At 41.3% G+C, this 17,075-nt stretch carries 14 protein-coding genes; 6 read left to right on the top strand and 8 right to left on the bottom strand.

The features are described from left to right. Positions 1 to 20: 20 nt before the first annotated feature. Entirely contained in the window at positions 21 to 1,397 is a 1,377-nt protein-coding gene (locus KF820_00835; GenBank protein MBX3456895.1) for a mechanosensitive ion channel, read from the bottom strand. A 138-nt stretch (positions 1,398 to 1,535) separates the two neighbouring features. Between KF820_00835 and KF820_00830 the strand changes: the two genes are divergently transcribed. The 5 genes from KF820_00830 (at position 1,536) to KF820_00810 (ending at position 7,819) form a co-directional block, all read left to right on the top strand. Next, positions 1,536 to 1,793 carry a hypothetical protein gene (locus KF820_00830; protein MBX3456894.1) on the top strand — a complete coding sequence of 86 codons (258 nt, stop codon included), beginning with the start codon at positions 1,536 to 1,538 and terminating at the stop codon, positions 1,791 to 1,793. A 103-nt stretch (positions 1,794 to 1,896) separates the two neighbouring features. Further along, entirely contained in the window at positions 1,897 to 3,615 is a 1,719-nt protein-coding gene (locus tag KF820_00825; GenBank protein ID MBX3456893.1) for a hypothetical protein, read from the top strand. Between the two features lie 109 nt (positions 3,616 to 3,724). After that, the gene (locus KF820_00820; protein MBX3456892.1) at positions 3,725 to 5,215 is read left to right on the top strand and encodes a flagellin; all 1,491 of its coding nucleotides are present in this window, start codon (positions 3,725 to 3,727) and stop codon (positions 5,213 to 5,215) included. Positions 5,216 to 5,269: 54 nt separating this feature from the next. Beyond that, complete coding sequence (fliD, locus tag KF820_00815) at positions 5,270 to 7,393, top strand: flagellar filament capping protein FliD (protein MBX3456891.1); 2,124 nt, start codon at positions 5,270 to 5,272, stop codon at positions 7,391 to 7,393. A gap of 9 nt (positions 7,394 to 7,402) precedes the next feature. Beyond that, a complete protein-coding gene (locus KF820_00810) occupies positions 7,403 to 7,819 on the top strand; it encodes a flagellar protein FliS (GenBank protein ID MBX3456890.1) in 417 nt (138 codons plus the stop codon). A 34-nt stretch (positions 7,820 to 7,853) separates the two neighbouring features. Here KF820_00810 and aspS read toward each other — a convergent pair whose 3' ends face one another. Then, positions 7,854 to 9,644 (bottom strand): aspartate--tRNA ligase, encoded by a 1,791-nt coding sequence (aspS, locus tag KF820_00805; protein MBX3456889.1) that lies wholly within the window; start codon positions 9,642 to 9,644, stop codon positions 7,854 to 7,856. A 116-nt stretch (positions 9,645 to 9,760) separates the two neighbouring features. After that, complete coding sequence (locus KF820_00800) at positions 9,761 to 10,711, bottom strand: C1 family peptidase (protein ID MBX3456888.1); 951 nt, start codon at positions 10,709 to 10,711, stop codon at positions 9,761 to 9,763. 767 nt (positions 10,712 to 11,478) lie between these two features. Here KF820_00800 and KF820_00795 point away from each other — a divergent pair. Next, positions 11,479 to 11,655 carry a hypothetical protein gene (locus tag KF820_00795; protein MBX3456887.1) on the top strand — a complete coding sequence of 59 codons (177 nt, stop codon included), beginning with the start codon at positions 11,479 to 11,481 and terminating at the stop codon, positions 11,653 to 11,655. A gap of 88 nt (positions 11,656 to 11,743) precedes the next feature. Here the strand turns inward: KF820_00795 and KF820_00790 are convergent, their stop codons facing one another. The 5 genes from KF820_00790 to xth all read right to left on the bottom strand — a co-directional run bounded on the left by KF820_00790 (position 11,744) and on the right by xth (position 17,070). Next, positions 11,744 to 12,688, bottom strand: coding sequence for a hypothetical protein (locus KF820_00790; GenBank protein MBX3456886.1), 945 nt, complete (start codon positions 12,686 to 12,688; stop codon positions 11,744 to 11,746). 332 nt (positions 12,689 to 13,020) lie between these two features. Continuing rightward, positions 13,021 to 14,502, bottom strand: coding sequence for an Asp-tRNA(Asn)/Glu-tRNA(Gln) amidotransferase subunit GatB (gene gatB / locus KF820_00785; protein ID MBX3456885.1), 1,482 nt, complete (start codon positions 14,500 to 14,502; stop codon positions 13,021 to 13,023). Between the two features lies 1 nt (position 14,503). After that, entirely contained in the window at positions 14,504 to 15,985 is a 1,482-nt protein-coding gene (gene gatA, locus KF820_00780; GenBank protein MBX3456884.1) for an Asp-tRNA(Asn)/Glu-tRNA(Gln) amidotransferase subunit GatA, read from the bottom strand. A gap of 9 nt (positions 15,986 to 15,994) precedes the next feature. Beyond that, positions 15,995 to 16,282, bottom strand: a complete 288-nt coding sequence (gatC, locus tag KF820_00775) for an Asp-tRNA(Asn)/Glu-tRNA(Gln) amidotransferase subunit GatC (GenBank protein MBX3456883.1) — start codon at positions 16,280 to 16,282, stop codon at positions 15,995 to 15,997. A gap of 23 nt (positions 16,283 to 16,305) precedes the next feature. Beyond that, positions 16,306 to 17,070: an exodeoxyribonuclease III gene (xth, locus tag KF820_00770; protein MBX3456882.1), complete on the bottom strand. Its 765-nt coding sequence runs from the start codon at positions 17,068 to 17,070 to the stop codon at positions 16,306 to 16,308. Between the last annotated feature and the right edge of the window lie 5 nt (positions 17,071 to 17,075).

Raw genomic sequence — 17,075 nt, 5'->3', positions numbered from 1 at the left:
GGGCTGTAAAAGAACTCCTTTTAGCCCTTAAAAAATTCATTAATTGTTCGTTTGACAACGTCTTCCCATGATTCTTGGGGTTTTTTCTGCTTAGAGGCTTGAATCGCAGTTTCTAGATCCCGTGATCGATAGGCCATGACTTCAATCATGGACCTAAGGATATTTTGTTTGTCTTTTAAAATTTTAGTGAATGAATCTTTGGTAAATTTATAAAGGATTACTGGCGTTTTGCTATAGACATCCGCATTTCTTGGATCACCAATCAGGAAACCTTGTTCTCCGAAATAATCAAGGCTATATAATAATCGAGTATCGCCACTGGGGAGGACAACTTCAACAGTTCCTTCACCAATTAAATAGAGAGTTTGGTCTAGGTCATGGCTATGGATGATTTGAATGCCGGCAGGAAGAACGAGTTCTTGAGCGATTGTGCTGAGATGTTTTATATCATGAGGACTTAGGTCTTTTAAAAGCTCAGTTCTTGACAGTAAAAGTATAACATCCTGATATTCCTGCTCAACGAGGGGTTGGTTGCCACGGAAAATGCCATATTCTCCTAATCCTTCGGAAATGCGTAGACCATGGGCATGAAGTTCTGTCCGTAAAGCCTCAATAATACTGTGTCGAGTTTGCCAACGTTGATCTTGATCGGCTAATCCGTAACGAACATAATAATTAACACCACCTGAATCGAGGGTTCGTGCTAAGACTTGAGTGTAATATTTTGATGATTCAGGATGTTTTTGCAGGGCAGTTTCAACAACTCGTTGAACCCGATGGGATGGTATATCGTGTCCTACCGAGATTAAAAACTCATCCACGGCCCACGTTGGCGATTGCCCAAGATTATGGAATGATGTGGTTAGCATTTTACCGTTGTTGACGATTAATCGCTCATTCCTTAGCGTTAGAATTTCAGTATGTCGCCACCCAATATCCGTTACTTTACCTTCCGTGTAATCATCAATCCTAATCCAGTCGCCTATTTTGTACAATCTATCGAGATCAATGATAATTGATGCAGCTACATCGCCAATAATGCCCTGTAAAGCAATTGCAAGACCGGCAGTTACAAGCCCGCTTGCGGTTATGATGGATGCTGGTGAAATTCCTAAAATGCCGATGGTAACGGAAAAGAAAAGCCCAATCACAAAAAGCAGGTTTAATACGACAACGAATAAATGGGAAATTCTGACTGAAAAACTTTCTCTAAGGGCTGGCCATATAAATCTATTGAGAAGCCTGAGTAAGACCCATGTCGCAAAAGTTAAGAGCAAGATCTCTAGGCCTTTTTTGAGCCATAATAAATGATTGGGATTGGGGATAAGATAGATCAGGCCAGAAATTAAGGCCGCTAATATGCTTAATAATAAGGCTAGATATATTATTCTTTTCATTGGAAAAAAATCCTTTCGCTATAATATATAGCTCTTTTAATTAAAAAATGGTTTCTTGAAATTGGTAAATTATATTTCTAATATAAAATATAGAAGATTTTTCTGAAATTTTAATTAGTGACCCAAAAGATTGTTTGTTTGATTACGATATATGCAAGTCTGGTGTTTGCAGTTGCTAACGACTTGCGAGACCCTGATGTTGAAGGCTATGGGGGATGGCCATTTCAAGAAAGTGGATCTGTGGAAATTGGTGTCTCTAATACCATCTCGTCGTTTAAAGTTAGTATTGATTATGATGGAAGATCATATGCAGGAACATTTAAATCAGGGGATACAGAGGTCTTATTAACGGCGGTTGATGATCCTTCAATATCCTTTGTGATTAAGTTTCAGTAATCGATGTTTATAAGAATTGGATAAAATATATCGGGCAGATTACTAAGCGTCCTAAGTAATAATTTTAAACTGAATCGTTTTAACTATATAGAGGGATGTGACGATGACTAGGAAATTTTTGCCTATCTTGATGATTAGTATCGGCCTGGGTCAAGCAATAGAACCAGAAAAACAATATACTGTTGATGCGCCACTGGCTGTTATCATGGGGCCTGTAACTCAGGATGGGGTACGTTTTTCTGTTATGGCAAAGCCAAACTACCAGCTTGCGATGGGCGTGATCCAGTATCGGGTAGCAGGGACAGATGATTGGTCTACAACACAGGTTTTTCCATTGGCAAGAGCAAAAAATTATGTTGATGTTATTGATCTGACAGAGTTACGATCTGCAACAAAATACGAATATCGGTGTGGTGTCTTTTATATTAGCGATCAATCGGAACTGTCAAACGCCACTCTATCATGGGCGCCGTTAACGGAAGCGACTTATGTTTACGAAACATTCTATAGTTATTCAAATCTGGTCGGAAGTGAAGCTTTTGCTTTGGTATTTGGATCATGCCAATATGATGGGCCGTTGTTGGATTGTTTAGAGAATTCTCCTTTATCGATAATCAATTGGTATACAAAGCGTAGCATATTTCGTAAGTTGGGTCTTGCTTCAAAAATACTGACAATTCCAGGTTTGAAAAATACTATAGACGGTTCTGTTGTTGGTAATCTTTTGACTATGTTTTCTCTTGCGGAACAAGAAGGTGATTTTATTCGAACAGATGATAGTCAGATCTTTCGTACAGTCATTGAATTTATAGTTCAGCAGGCACTTAGGAACCGCGGATTCATTGATATGGGAGATACCTATTATCGGGACTGGTTAAATAAGTATGCAGGGGCATACACTGCTGAAGAAGTTCAGCAATTGATTGTGGATGCTGTCACAACACCTGGGAGGTCAGAATTACAGAGGATCGTGCCAACGACTGTCTTAATAGATGACCATGCCATCAGAGATAACTTTACTGGTGCTGATTTGCGGGATGGTTATACTCAACTAGATGATACATGTTGGCGTTTGGCGGATTTACTGCAACGACAGTCGCCAATTTATGACTCTGTTTCTGGTCATATTGGATATCGTTGGTATGAGACAGAATATTATGGTCTCCCTGCTTTTGTTGGGGATTTTAGGTCAGAAGCCTTTCCTGATGAGGAAAAAATTTCCCAGCGGCAATTACAAGCAATCAAAACCTTTATAAAAAAGTGGGGTAAGCATCCAAAGTTGCTGATTAGTCAAATTCCCATTGGACCCGATCAAAAGGGGGAAGAGGATTCAGATAAATGGGGCAATGATCGATATAAGGAAACAAGAACAGCGATATTAGATTTCTGTGCTACACCGGGGGTTGCCAACACATTTTGGTTAGGTGGAGACATTCATGCCGGGATGTTTAATGAGATTGTAACGACTAAAAGAGACCCTCAAAGTCTTAGGTTACGTCACTTTAATCGTATAGAAAGCTATCCTAAACTGGTTGTTGACATGACAAATGTTGTCTTGGCACAGGCTGTTGCTTCGCCGTTTAACTGGCCGATCCAGTTTGAATCCTTGGCTCTTGATCCTATGAAGCCGTTAGGAACATCCGGCCAAAAGTCCTATTGTATTGTTAATCAGTCAGATTTGATCAGACAAAACCATGCTGGAATACTCAGAATGAGTGCTGACGGTCATTCTATGACTGCTCAGCTTATTGGTAATGATCCGGATAATGCTGCAGGTCGCATACTGTTAGAGCGGACTTACATGCTGGTTCCCTACCATTAATCTTAACTTGGCATACCTCTTGCTACCTTTGAGCACGGACAGGAAGTCCGGCTTATGGTCGTGGTGATCATGAGCGGTTTTAATCACAGGAAGTGAAAAGAGGTAAAAAATGGTTTCAGCTGCTACAAACCTTGGTGCAAACGCAGCCAAGAGGTATCTTGAAGTCAACACACAAAAAGCAACACGTGCAACAGAAGAATTGGCTTCTGGTTCTCGTGCATCTAACCCATCATACGATCCGGCATCTTCTGCTGTTGGATATCGTTTGACGGCAAACGTTCAATCTCTTGGTCAAGCCAGCAACAACGTTGCGCAAGCTACAGCTATGATTCAGATGGCGACAGGTGCTCTTGGGGCAACTCAGGATGTTCTGACTCGCTTGAAGGAATTGACAGTTAAGGCTAACACCAATACTGTTGGTGACTCTGAACGTAAAATGATGAACGAAGAATTCCAACAGTTGCTTAATCAGGTTGATGTCAATGCGGTTAATGCTCGTTGGGGTGGTGTATCATTGTTTACAGGTGGTTCTGGTGCAGCAACACACAGCGGTGCTGTGGCTGAAGCTGCAACAGGTCTAGTTGCTGTTGCAAACGCTTTTACAAACGCTATGAACGCAACAAACACCCAAGGTAACATTGATGGTTTCGCTAATGATGCAACAGTTGTTGCAAATGGTGCTTTATATGATGTTTCTGTTGACTTAGGTGACGGAAAAATCTTCAAAGGTACAGTTGCTGCTCCGGTTGCAGGTGCTTTGTTAACTTTGACATCTGTTGGTGATCCTTCATCAGCAATCAGCTTTACGTATGATGCTGCTGTTACTGCAATTACGGATGCTGCAACATTCCAAACAAGCCTTCGCGCATTGCTTGGTATTGGTGTTGGTGCAACACGTGCATCTTTTGTGTCACTAAGCACAAACGATGCTGCTGTTACAGGTGGTTCATTAACATTTAACGCTGGTTCTGGTACAGATGCTGGTAAATGGGCTTTGACATCATCTTATGATGCTGCAACATCAGAAGTAACCTTCCGTGTATCCAATGGAACACAATACTATACGTCTACTGTTGCTGCTTCTAACAGCATGACAACAACAGTATCATTCACGAATGGTATTAACCTAGCATTGAATGCATTCGATGGTACAGCTAGCTTGGCTCAAGAAACCTTTAGTGTTGCTGAAGGGACAGCCATTTCACAAGCTTTCCAATATGGTGAAAAAGCTTCTGATATGTTGGATGTCACATTCAAAGGTGCAACAACATCAGCTCTAGCAATCTCTGGTTTGAACATCTTGACTATGGGGAATGCTCAAGCTGCATCTCTCTTGATTGACGGTGCTCAAGATCAGGTTGGTGCGATGATTTCTGAGCTTGGTGGTAAGGCTGCTCAGCTTGGTTTTATGGCTGATACATTAAAGATCAGCATCCAAAACCAAACTGCTGCACGTTCAACCTTTATTGACGCGAACATTGCAGAGTCCATGTTGACTCTTCAACGCTTCAAAGGGTTGGCCAGCGTTGCAAGTTCTGTGTTTACACAAGCACTGAATGAGCAATCAAACCTAACATCTATGGTGCAACAATTGCGCTAATAGACGGATGAGGAGGACAGTCTCCTCCTCATCAATTTTCCTTAAGAGGATTTTATGGTAAACAGTGTGAAAAGTGATTATGGAATGGGGCTTGGTCGAGTCGTCGTTGACGAAGGATCAAGAACACCAAGGGTTTCACAAAAGGTTGCCGGTATTGATATCGAAGAATATATTGGTGCCATAAAAGATGCCCGAAAATCTGAAGAAAAAATTTATCAAGATAAAATCGACAAAAACACAAAAGTTCTTTCTGCTTTATCGACATTTCAGACAAAACTTCAAGCATTGCAAAATGTCACAGCAACAATGGCAAATCGTATTTCATCAACCCAGAAAACAATAAAACCAACATCATTTAGCTCTCATACAGTTCAGTCAACAACGGTTGGTTCTGATAGTATTGTTGGATTGACTGCGTTTGATAGCGCAAGTAACGGACCATTTTCAGTACGTGTGGATCAACTTGCAACCTATGATTTAAAACGCGGCTCAATACAGACAACCGCAATGGGGACGGCACTCAATATCACCGGAAGTTTTGAGTTGGGGACTCCTTTGGGAGTAAATAAAACAATCAATATTACATCCGATATGTCTTTATCTGATATCCAATTAGCAATTAATAATGTTCAGTCAGATACAAAAGTTGTTGCCGATGTTTCATTAGTGAGTATTGGTTCAACCAGTACCTATGAGCTAAAATTAAAAGCGCAAGCAAGCGGTGCTCCTATTATTCTATCCAACACAAGTGGTACCCCGCTGACAGATTTAGGAATTTCAACAGCAACAACAAATGTGATGTGCGGCGTTCTTGCTGCGACTGACGAAACAACAGCGCTTAATCTAACAGGTGATTTCACGTTTGGCGTCCAAAGTGGGACAACCGCAACCTTAAATTTGACTGGCAATGAATCATTATCAGATATCGTGAGCCAAATAAATGCCCAGACAGGGACAACAGGCATCACAGCAAGTTATGATATGCTGGGATATGGTGACCCGAGTAAATACCAAATCAAATTAGAAGCGATTTCGGGGCAAATTGTTCAAGTTAGCGATACTGCAGGTGCGGTGGCAGGGCTAGGTCTTGATCAGCCGATTACTGATTTTAATTCGTTATGTTCTAAATTAACCGTAGATGGGACGGCTTATAAAAAGCGTAGTAATACAATTTCAGATATTTTGACAGGTGTTACGTTAGACCTTCGTTCAACATCAGCAACAACAGTTAATGCCATTGTTTCTGATGATAAAAGTACTTTCTTTTCAAATCTGAATTCATTTGTTCAGAACTATAATGATTTAATGCAATTTTATAATGATCAGACCAAAGCAAAAGTTGTGAATGGTATTCCTGAAGGTGCCAGTGAAGGTGCTGATTTGTATGGAAACAACTTTGCTCGTGATACAATCCTAGCGCTTAAAGCATCATTGACAGGTGGGGTTCCGGGCAGTTCAATTATGACAAGTTCCTCAGGGATAACCTCGCTAAGATCTCTGGGATTATCTTTTCAAGCTGACGGCACAATTGTTCAGACTAGCGAAGCTGACTTAACATCAGCAATTGACAATAACTATGATGATATTAAACAACTTTTTATGAATACTGTTGTTATGAATGATTCAGATTTTAGATTAAGAAATTTGCCGACCAAACTTCCTGCTAATCTGGGGGGAGCCTCCATCTCTGTTAATATTGCTAAAGATGCCTCGGGGAATTTATCTGCAACTTTTGGTGTTGGAACCTCAACTTATTCCGCACAGGTTGTTGAAACATCCTCAGGGTTTACAGTGACAGGGATTCCCCCCGGAACAAGCGATACTTACTCTTTTCAAGGATTAATCCTTGATTATACGGGAACAGTCGCTAATGGTGCATCAGTTTCGACAACGTTTTCTGTCACTCAAGGGCGCATGGCTGCTCTTGATGCTCAAACAATACAAGTGTTAGACGAAAACTATGTTGATGGGACAGGGAATAAACGAGGGACACTCTTTGCTGAAATTAATACCTTAACCAAGAGCAATAGTACCCAACAACGAATTATCGACAAAATTGAAAAGAACTCGCAACAAGAAACAGCGCGATTACAAAGAGAATTCATGCGTGTTTATGAGGCGACCATGGAACTTGAAAACATTATGAACATGTTGGATTCATTTAAGAAAGCAGGATAGGAGTTAAGAATGTATAATGCAAAACTACGTCAATACCAACGTTCGCAGGCGGTAATTGCTACGCCATTAGGGCAGGTGGCAATTCTATTGGATCATTGTTCAGGGCTTATGCGTCGCATTAAGGTTGCGATTGAGGCTAAAGATTACGAGGGGCGTTATAACGCGACAGATAAAGCAATTGTTATTATTAGTTCAATCCAAGCATCCTTGGCTGTTGAGAGAACAGCAGAAGCGGTAGAGCTGAGTAAGTTTTTTCAAGAGATGATCCTGTTTATTTTGGACATCAATATGAAAGAGGATCTTCAGTTGTGTCAAGACGTTGAGGTTGCCTTGGGTGAAATGGCTGATGTTTGGCGAACGGCAGATCTGGCAATGCCAAAAATAGAGTCCCCTCAATCAGAGGTTGGGCATGTAAGTGTTTTTTAAAAAAGAGGGGAAAATTCCCCTCTTTTTATTTTTATTAGCCGGCTTTAGCAGCCTTGATAGGTAGGCGAACCTCGATCGAGAGATCTTTAAGACGATCTTTTTCAACAATCGATGGCGCACCCATCATTAGGTCTTGAGCCTGTTGATTCATTGGGAAAGCAATAACTTCACGAATGTTTGGTTCATCTGCCAATAACATAACAATACGATCAACACCCGGGGCACTTCCACCATGAGGAGGGGCTCCAAACTTGAACGCGCTGAGCAAACCGCCAAAACGTTTTTCAACGTCGTCTTGGCTATAGCCCACAATTTCAAAGGCTTTGTACATGACTTCTGGTAAGTGGTTACGGATTGCACCACTTGACAGTTCAATGCCATTACAAACGATATCATATTGGAATGCTTTGATGGTCAATGGGTCTTGGTTAAGTAGGGCATCCATTCCACCTTGTGGCATTGAGAACGGGTTGTGTGAGAAATCAATTTTACCGGTATCATCGTCTTGTTCGTACATTGGGAAATCAACAATCCAGCAAAATTTGAATTTATTTTCATCAATAAGATTCAATTCTTGGCCAATTTTTGTGCGGGCAAGGCCAGCATTCTTAGCGGCAGCTTTTGGCTTGTCGCAGACAAAGAAAACAGAATCCCCTTCTTTAAGGTCTACCATAACTTTTAGCTTTTCCAGACGAGATTCATCCAAAAACTTAGCAATAGGTCCCTTTGCTGTACCTTCAGTAAAGGTTATGTAACCAAGGCCTGGCATACCAAGACCGCGTGCCCAATCGTTCAGTTTATCAAAGAAGCTACGGGCTTGAGTTGCGGCACCTGGTGCTGGGATTGCACGGACAACGGCACCTTGGGCAACAAGGTTACTGAACACAGCAAAGTCAGACCCTGCGAAAATTTCTGAAACATCACGAATTTCAATTGGGTTGCGCAAGTCCGGTTTGTCGTTCCCATATTTTAGCATAGATTCGTCAAAACTAATCCGTGGGAATGGGTATGGTGTCACGTCGCGACCATTATTGAATTCTTCGAAAACGCCGTGCAGGACGGGTTCGATGGCTGCAAAAACATCTTCTTGGGTGACAAATGACATTTCAAAGTCAAGCTGATAGAATTCACCGGGAGAGCGATCCGCACGGGCATCTTCATCACGGAAGCATGGCGCGATTTGGAAGTAACGATCAAATCCCGCAACCATCAAAAGTTGTTTGAACATCTGTGGGGCCTGGGGTAACGCATAGAATGTCCCCGGGTTTAATCGGCTTGGTACCAAAAAGTCACGGGCACCTTCCGGGGAAGATGCTGTCAAGATTGGTGTCTGGAATTCAGTGAAGCCTTGATCAATCATGCGACGACGCAGTGATGCAATAACTTGAGATCGCAAAAGAATATTCTTGTGGATTTTTTCTTTGCGAAGATCAAGGAAACGATAGCGTAGTCGTGTATCCTCTGGAAATTCAGCATCGCTGTTGACTTGAAGGGGAAGCGTATCTGCTGTGGATAGGATTTCGATTTCAGTGACCATAATTTCGATATCACCAGTATCCATTTTAGCATTAACCGTGTCGGCTGTTCTTTCCAAAACAGTTCCGTCGATCCGAATAACACTTTCATTGCGCAAACCTTCTGCAATTTCAAAGCTAGAGCTATCAACGTTAACAACACACTGGGTCAGTCCGTAATGATCCCGAAGGTCAATAAATAAAAGATTTCCGTGATCGCGTTTGCGGTGAACCCAGCCTGATAGGCGAACAGTTTGACCAGCATCTGACTTTCTGAGTTGACCACAGGTATGGGTGCGATAGCTATGCATTTGAATAATCCAGTTATAATTGTTTAAATACTCTCTTTAAGAGAGCCATAACTATCAAATTTTGTCAAGAAAATGGAATGCCTCTCCCTTGAGGGAGAGGTGCTTCTATTTCCAAATTATGCAGCTTCTTCACGTGGTGATTCTTCGCCTAAAGTTAACGCATCTTCTTTTCCAACCTTATCAATGCTCCAAATGTCGTTGGAGTAGAAGAATGGATAGCGGGACGTTGCACCAACGTTCATAACATAATCATATTTTAAATAACCGTAACCATTATCGCCCCATTTTTTGCCCCATGAATTCGCAAATTTGAATTCTTTGGTTTCATCATCATATCCGGTAAACATCAAAGCATGACCACCAAGCGGTCGTTCTTTGGCTCCCGGCATCGGAACTTTACCTGTCATTTCTGTTTTTACAGATTCAAACGACGGGTAGACATAGATACCAAAGACAACTGGAATACCTTTGGATAAGCGTGATTTAATCGCATCTAAGCTATAACTCACATAGCTGGTCCGTATACCATCAAGCCCCATATAGTTTTTTGCATCTTCATAGGCTGCTTTTGATGGTTTGATCATAAATTTCTTTTGGTCATCGCTGTAGGTCCACATGGATTCACGGCAAACACCCCATGTACTAATGGCTTTGATCCCATCTGATAGACTAGCGCCTGAATCTTCCTTTATTGTTCCCATCAATTTACGTTCATTATAATATAGGAATAGAGGAGATAAAACTTGGGCATTATCTTGTTGTTTTAATTGGTATTCCATGGAGATTGTAATGGCTTGGGCTGTACAAGAACCCAAAGTCCCTTGGTCATGGATATTTGGCATTTGGTCACTAAAATCAAATTTGGCAGGGAGTGCTTGAATTTCTTCAGTAGTCAGTTTTGGTTGCTCTGAATTTTGTAATGCCCAGGATAAACTTGTTGATTCTTCTGATGGACGTAATGAGTATGTATGTTTAGCGACATAATTATCCATATCAAAATCGAGATCAGATGCGAATGCAGTTGATGAAAATAAACATAAAGTAATTGTTAGTAAAGACTTATTCATGGAACCCTCCGTTATTAATAAAAAACTAACTAACGGGCTGATTCTATTTGTAAAAAGTTAATTAAAGGTTAATATTTAAAATAATTTGTTAGCTATAAAATATGTTGTAAGTTATTCTTCTGTTGCCCATAACCAACTTGCGAATTACATTTTACGTTATGGGATATATAAACAATGTATAAAAATGCTCTTGTTGCATTATTGATTTCAACGACATTATTTGCTATAGAGCTGCCTCAGGTTGCTGAGAGTTCAATGCCTACACAAGGACAGAATTTGCAGTCTGAACAAGTTGAGAGTTAATTCCCGGAAGTTTAATTTTCTTAAAACGAGACGGTTTCAAAACCAACATAGTTTATGGGGGGCAGAATCTTGCAACAGTCGGTGGTATCGTCGATGAATGGTCATTTGTTGTCTCTGTGACCGGTGCGCTCTATTGCGTTATAGCGAGTGATAAAACCAGAAGAAACTCTAGCAAATCAAGGACGGTCAAGCTTGCCCTTTAACAAGAAAAATGCACGATATATAGTCTTTAATTGCGCTAACGGATGGAACTGTTTTATTTATTGAGAGTAGCAGATGTAGATTTTTATCATTATATTCAGTAATGGGCAATACTCTTACAGAACGATTAAGTGAGTGCGGAGGCATATTTTATATTGGTAATGATTAATATGCGTCCTTATGGACAAATATTACAGGCATTATTCGAATTGGAACCTAGCAACCTCGAATGGAAAGTTTTATTGCTAACTGTAGATAGTAGTATGGAATCAGAACTTCTTGATGAGCTAGATCGGCAATCATCCTCTTCGCCTGAATGGATAAATATTCGATATAAAATTCGTCCTGCGCTTTATTTGGCTCTGCTTAAGAAACTGTATGAACGTAACCCAAATAAATGGAAGAATCTTTATGATGGGGCAATCTTTAATAAGCTATAGTTGTTTAAATTAGTGATTAGAAGCATCTAATAGACTTAGTACGCCAGCGACGCTGTTGTGATGTCTAATCGCTAATATGAAGGATTATTTATGGTTGATGCGGTAAGTTAAGGCGTATAATTTGCTCGCTTGTATGTTTGCTTGTAAAATCAAGCATGATGATACAAGGGCCATGTTGGTACCACTCTTTTAGCCATACAGGTAATTTTTCTTCGACAGAGTCTGCCATTTTTTTTAAAGATTTATACTTTTTGGAAAGTGGCTTAAGAGATGTGAATATGATTTTGGTATTGGCTGTCATTTGTGATTGAATTACGAACAGTTGATCTAACCGTTGTATGCGTTTTGCTAAATTATCATCAAGCCTCTTTTTTAGGTCTAGAAGGTTATCAGAATTTGCCCAGTAGGAATCAATAATGTCTTGTGAGAAAATAAAGTCATGCTCCTGAGCTATTTTGTGATCATTATAGATCAAGATGACTTGTTTGTTTTGTTCCCATAATTTTTTAATTGGGGTATCTAAGAGCATAGACTTGGGAGAGAGACGATTGCCAAATTTATGTTTGAGTTTTCCAATTAAAGTAAGATGGTCATCATCACCGTTTGGCATATATCTTAAATCTCCAACTTGAATCACAATGATTTCTTTTGGGTTTTCACTAAGAAATGTCTCAATTTGCGATAAAATAGTGTCCAGAATTGGGCAATATAGACCATGGACCGTGTAAAAATCTTTTTTACTGTCACGGTAGATCACGCGCAAATCAAGATAACGAACGCCATCTTCTAATTGCTGGAGAATTGATCGGTCTTGAGTTTTTGCCCAACGTTGTGCTACTTGAGTAACGACGAAACCAAATAATAAATATTTCAAGGCATTGACTTTACTTGTTACATTTTGATTCTTACCGAACTTATGTTCCAATGAGTACGCTGCAGAATCATGGGATCCTGGGATAAAAATACGTGTAATCGATTGCTCTTGAATATGGGGTGCTAATTGCTCCATCCAGCGTTTTGTATTTATATCCATCGGATAATTATATCCCCCATCTCTTTGCATTTTGTGTCAGATTTTGGTATGAGTTAGGGGGTATAGTTTCGCTGATTGTACACTGTATAAGAAAAAAAGTTACTATTCGATATTTAAACATAGCTACTTACATTGCTAATTTATAGTCATTGATTTTGACTCTCCGACATCGCAACTTACGTATTAATTGTACATGTTGCATCTTGTTCGTTGTCGACAATTTAAATCGAATAACGCTATATACTTACTCCATAATAGGTTTGTTATATTTAATATTTAGTAAAAAAAAGCGTACTTTTTTAAGTACGCTTTTAAAAGAGAGAGGGGATATTTTAAGTCAGTTTTTGTTTAATCAAGTCATTAACCAAACCAGGATTGGCTTTGCCTTGGGTGGCTTTCATGACTTGTCCAACAAAGAATCCGAATAGGGCTTCTTTACCTGACTTATATTCGGCAACTTTATCTGCATTTTGCGTAAGGACTGTATCAACAGCTTGCTCAATAACAGATGTGTCTGTGATTTGTTTCAAACCAAGTTCTTCAACCAATGTTGCCGGAGCTTTTCCTGTTTCCCACATCTTCGAGAAAACATCTTTTGCGATCTTACCAGAGATTGTATTATCCAGAATAAGGTCGACTAAACCTGCAAGATGTTCTGCTTTCAAAGACAAGGTTTCCATGGTGCTGCCATCTCGGTTCATGGCGGCGAAAACTTCACCCATTAACCAATTAGCAATCATTTTGGCCCCTTGAGCTTTATCTTTTGCTGCCAGAGTCGCAACAGCTGCTTCGAAATAATCTGCTGTTTCCCTTTCTGACACGATGACTGATGTATCATAAATGGGAAGGCCAAACTCCGCAATCAGGCGTGCGCGCTTATCATCAGGAAGTTCCGGCATTGTTGCCTTTACATCATCAATACGCTTATCTGACAGTTTTAATGGTAACAAGTCCGGGTCTGGGAAATAACGATAATCATGGGCATCTTCTTTGCTGCGCATGGATCTCGTTTCACCTTTGTTCGGGTCAAATAGGCGTGTTTCCTGAACAATTTCTCCACCATCTTCTAAGATTTCTAGTTGGCGTTCAATTTCAAATTCGATGGCTTGGCCAAGGAATCGGATGGAGTTGACGTTTTTAATTTCTGCACGTGTTCCAAAAGGTTCACCGGGGCGACGCAAGGAAATGTTTGCATCTACACGCATGGATCCTTGCTCCATGTTCCCATCACAAGTGCCAAGGTAACGCAAGATTGAGCGTAACTTTTTCACATAAGCCATGGCTTCAGAACTGGATCGCATTTCAGGTTCAGAAACGATTTCCATCAAAGCGATACCACTGCGGTTTAAGTCAATATAAGTCTTGGTTGGGTGCAAGTCGTGGATGCTTTTGCCTGCATCCATTTCCAAGTGAAGGCGCGTGATATTAATACGTTTAGATTCGCCTTCATCAAGATCAATATCCATATATCCGCCGGTAACGATAGGGCGGGTAAACTGAGATATCTGATAGCCACACGGCAAGTCCGCATAGAAATAATTCTTACGATCAAAGACTGAAAACTTATTGACGACAGCGTTGAGCCCTAGACCTGTTTTGATGGCTTGGTCAACACATTTGTGGTTAATAACTGGTAACATCCCAGGCATAGCTGCGGTAAAGAATCCAACCTGGGTATTCGGATCTGCCCCAAAATCTGTGGCGCAACCATCAAATAATTTAGCATCGGATGTGACTTGGGCGTGGACTTCTAAGCCAATGACAACTTCCCACAGCCCCGTTCTTCCTTCGATTAAGTTTTTATTTTCTGACATGTTAGGCTGCCTTTCTTAGATCTTTTAACAGGGCTGCAAAGCCGGCGCACTCTTCTAACGCAAGGGCTGCATTCAGAAGACGTTGTTCACTGAGATGGGGCCCAATAAGCTGTAGGCTTAATGGAAGTCCCTTTTTGTCGAGACCTGTTGGGATCGCAATACCCGGAAGGTTAGCTAAGTTAACGGTCACGGTATAAACATCCTGGAGATACATTTGGACCGGGTCAGTTGGTTTTTCATCTAAGGCAAAGGATGAGCCTGGCGTTGTCGGTGTCAGCAATAAGTCGACATCTTTAAACACATTCTCGAAATCCTTTTGAATCAAGGTACGAACACGTTGGGCTTTCATATAATAAGCATCATAGTATCCGGCAGACAGAACGTATGTACCGATCATGATCCGACGGCGAACTTCTGAGCCAAATCCTTCGCGGCGTGTATTTTCATAAAGTTCATCAAGGGTAGCCCCGTCAACACGCAGACCATACCGTACGCCATCATAACGAGCAAGATTTGAGGATGCTTCGGCAGGAGAGATCACGTAATAGGTTGGAAGGGCGTATTTTGTCATAGGCAAGCTAACTTCAACAATGGTTGCACCGCATGATTTTGCCCAGTCGATTCCTTTGTTAACCTCAGCCATCATTTCATCGCTGAGACCGTCTAGATATTCTTTAGGTAAACCAATACGAACGCCTTTTAGGTCATTTTTAAGAAGGGTCGAATAGTCAGGAATTTCAACATTCAGGGATGTTGAGTCTAGAGGATCATGGCTCGCCATTACTTCTAACATCAACGCTGCATCGCGCACCGTGTGGGTAAGGGGACCGGCTTGATCAAGAGATGACGCATATGCAATCATACCGCGACGGGAACATAGGCCATAGGTTGGTTTAATCCCGACAAGACCGGTAAAGGCTGCAGGCTGACGAATAGAACCACCTGTGTCAGATGCAGTGGCTGCGAGTGCAGTACGGGCTGCGACAGCTGCGGCTGATCCGCCTGAAGACCCGCCCGGGCAGAGTTGTTTTTCCGGGCGATCTTTTTCTTTCCAAGGGCTGATTACATTACCAAAGTGGCTAGTTGTGTTCGATGAACCCATGGCAAATTCGTCCATGGACACTTTGCCGAGCATGACCGCACCTTCGTTCCACAGGTTCTGCGTCACAGTAGATTCGTATTGAGGCACAAAGTTATGCAACATTTTCGATGATGCTGTGGTTTTGACGCCTTTCGTGCAATACAGATCTTTAATGGCGATTGGCAGTCCCTCAAGCTTACCGGCTGTGCCATTTGCAAGGCGTGCGTCCGAAGCTTTTGCTTGTTCCAACGCCAGTTCCGGTGTTTCGGTAACATAGGCGTTTAGATGGCGATTATCTTCAACAGTTTTGATGAAAGCTTGTGTCAGATCTGTCGCTGAAAATTCTTTGTTAGCAAGACCTTCTTTGGCCTCTGTTAAGGTTAATTCAGTTAATTTTGTCATTTTTAAACCCTATTCAACAACTTTTGGAACAGCAAACATGCCATGGGCCTTTTCAGGGGCGTTGGCAAGGATCTCTGTGACAATATTTCCGTCACTCACGATGTCTTGTCGTTCAGGAAGATCTTGATCCAGTTGGTCAGTAAACGCTGCTACATTATCCGTATTGACTTGCTGGAGCTGATCAATCCAAGTCAAAATTCCGTTAATTTCTTCTTTCATGGCGTCTAGCTCGTTATCCTCTAATCGGATCCGAGCCAGCTTTGCGACTTTCGCAACGTTTTCTTTGGTTAATGACATATCTTTCTCTTTTAAATACGTAACTATAGGATGCACCAAACGGGCGCATGATCAGATGCTTTCTCAAGGCCACGCGGATTACGGTCTACACCGGAACCTGATAACCGATCAACGGCTTGTGGAGACAAAAGAATCAAATCAATCCGCAGACCATCATCCTTTTGCCAAGCGCCGCTGCGGTAATCCCACCAGCTATACGGGCCCTTACCATGATGATGTATGCGAATAGCATCACTATACCCAAGATTGAGGATGGCTCGCAAGGATTTCCTCTCAGGCGTTGAACACAAAATTTGTTCATGCCAGCCTTTCTCATCATTAACATCATCATCAGTTGGGGCGATGTTATAATCCCCGCCAATGGCAAATGGTTCATCATATAACAATGTCGCTTTAAGATGTTCTTTGAGGTGTTTCATAAAAGTGAGTTTATAATCGTATTTTTCTGTCCCAACATTATTGCCATTAGGAACATACACCGAGGCGACCCGAACACCGTTTGTCACAGCCTCGATATAACGCGCTTGTTCATCCTCGGGAAATGTTGGGATGCCATTGATAACGTCTTCAATCGGGTGTTTTGAGAGTATGGCAACGCCATTATAGCTTTTTTGGCCATAGCGAGCGATATTGTAGCCACAATCCTCAATTGCCTCGAGCGGAAAGTCATGGTCTTGACATTTTGTTTCTTGAAGCAAGACAACATCAGGTTGGTTAGCGCGAAGCCAATCCGTGATGTTTTCTAGACGTGCACGGATAGAGTTTACATTCCAAGTAACAATTTTCATGATAA

It is taken from the genome of Candidatus Paracaedibacteraceae bacterium (assembly GCA_019636055.1).
Lineage (GTDB): Bacteria > Pseudomonadota > Alphaproteobacteria > Paracaedibacterales > Paracaedibacteraceae > Paracaedibacter.
Note: the sequence above shows the minus strand (reverse complement) of the source record. Positions and strands in the feature narration are given on the sequence as shown.

Coding starts and splice junctions, on each gene's coding strand:
- KF820_00835 (MBX3456895.1), bottom strand. CDS start 1,397: ATGAAAAGAATAATATATCTAGCCTTATTATTAAGCATATTAGCGGCC.
- KF820_00825 (MBX3456893.1), top strand. CDS start 1,897: ATGACTAGGAAATTTTTGCCTATCTTGATGATTAGTATCGGCCTGGGT.
- KF820_00820 (MBX3456892.1), top strand. CDS start 3,725: ATGGTTTCAGCTGCTACAAACCTTGGTGCAAACGCAGCCAAGAGGTAT.
- fliD (MBX3456891.1), top strand. CDS start 5,270: ATGGTAAACAGTGTGAAAAGTGATTATGGAATGGGGCTTGGTCGAGTC.
- KF820_00810 (MBX3456890.1), top strand. CDS start 7,403: ATGTATAATGCAAAACTACGTCAATACCAACGTTCGCAGGCGGTAATT.
- aspS (MBX3456889.1), bottom strand. CDS start 9,644: ATGCATAGCTATCGCACCCATACCTGTGGTCAACTCAGAAAGTCAGAT.
- KF820_00800 (MBX3456888.1), bottom strand. CDS start 10,711: ATGAATAAGTCTTTACTAACAATTACTTTATGTTTATTTTCATCAACT.
- KF820_00795 (MBX3456887.1), top strand. CDS start 11,479: ATGGAATCAGAACTTCTTGATGAGCTAGATCGGCAATCATCCTCTTCG.
- KF820_00790 (MBX3456886.1), bottom strand. CDS start 12,688: ATGGATATAAATACAAAACGCTGGATGGAGCAATTAGCACCCCATATT.
- gatB (MBX3456885.1), bottom strand. CDS start 14,502: ATGTCAGAAAATAAAAACTTAATCGAAGGAAGAACGGGGCTGTGGGAA.
- gatA (MBX3456884.1), bottom strand. CDS start 15,985: ATGACAAAATTAACTGAATTAACCTTAACAGAGGCCAAAGAAGGTCTT.
- gatC (MBX3456883.1), bottom strand. CDS start 16,282: ATGTCATTAACCAAAGAAAACGTTGCGAAAGTCGCAAAGCTGGCTCGG.
- xth (MBX3456882.1), bottom strand. CDS start 17,070: ATGAAAATTGTTACTTGGAATGTAAACTCTATCCGTGCACGTCTAGAA.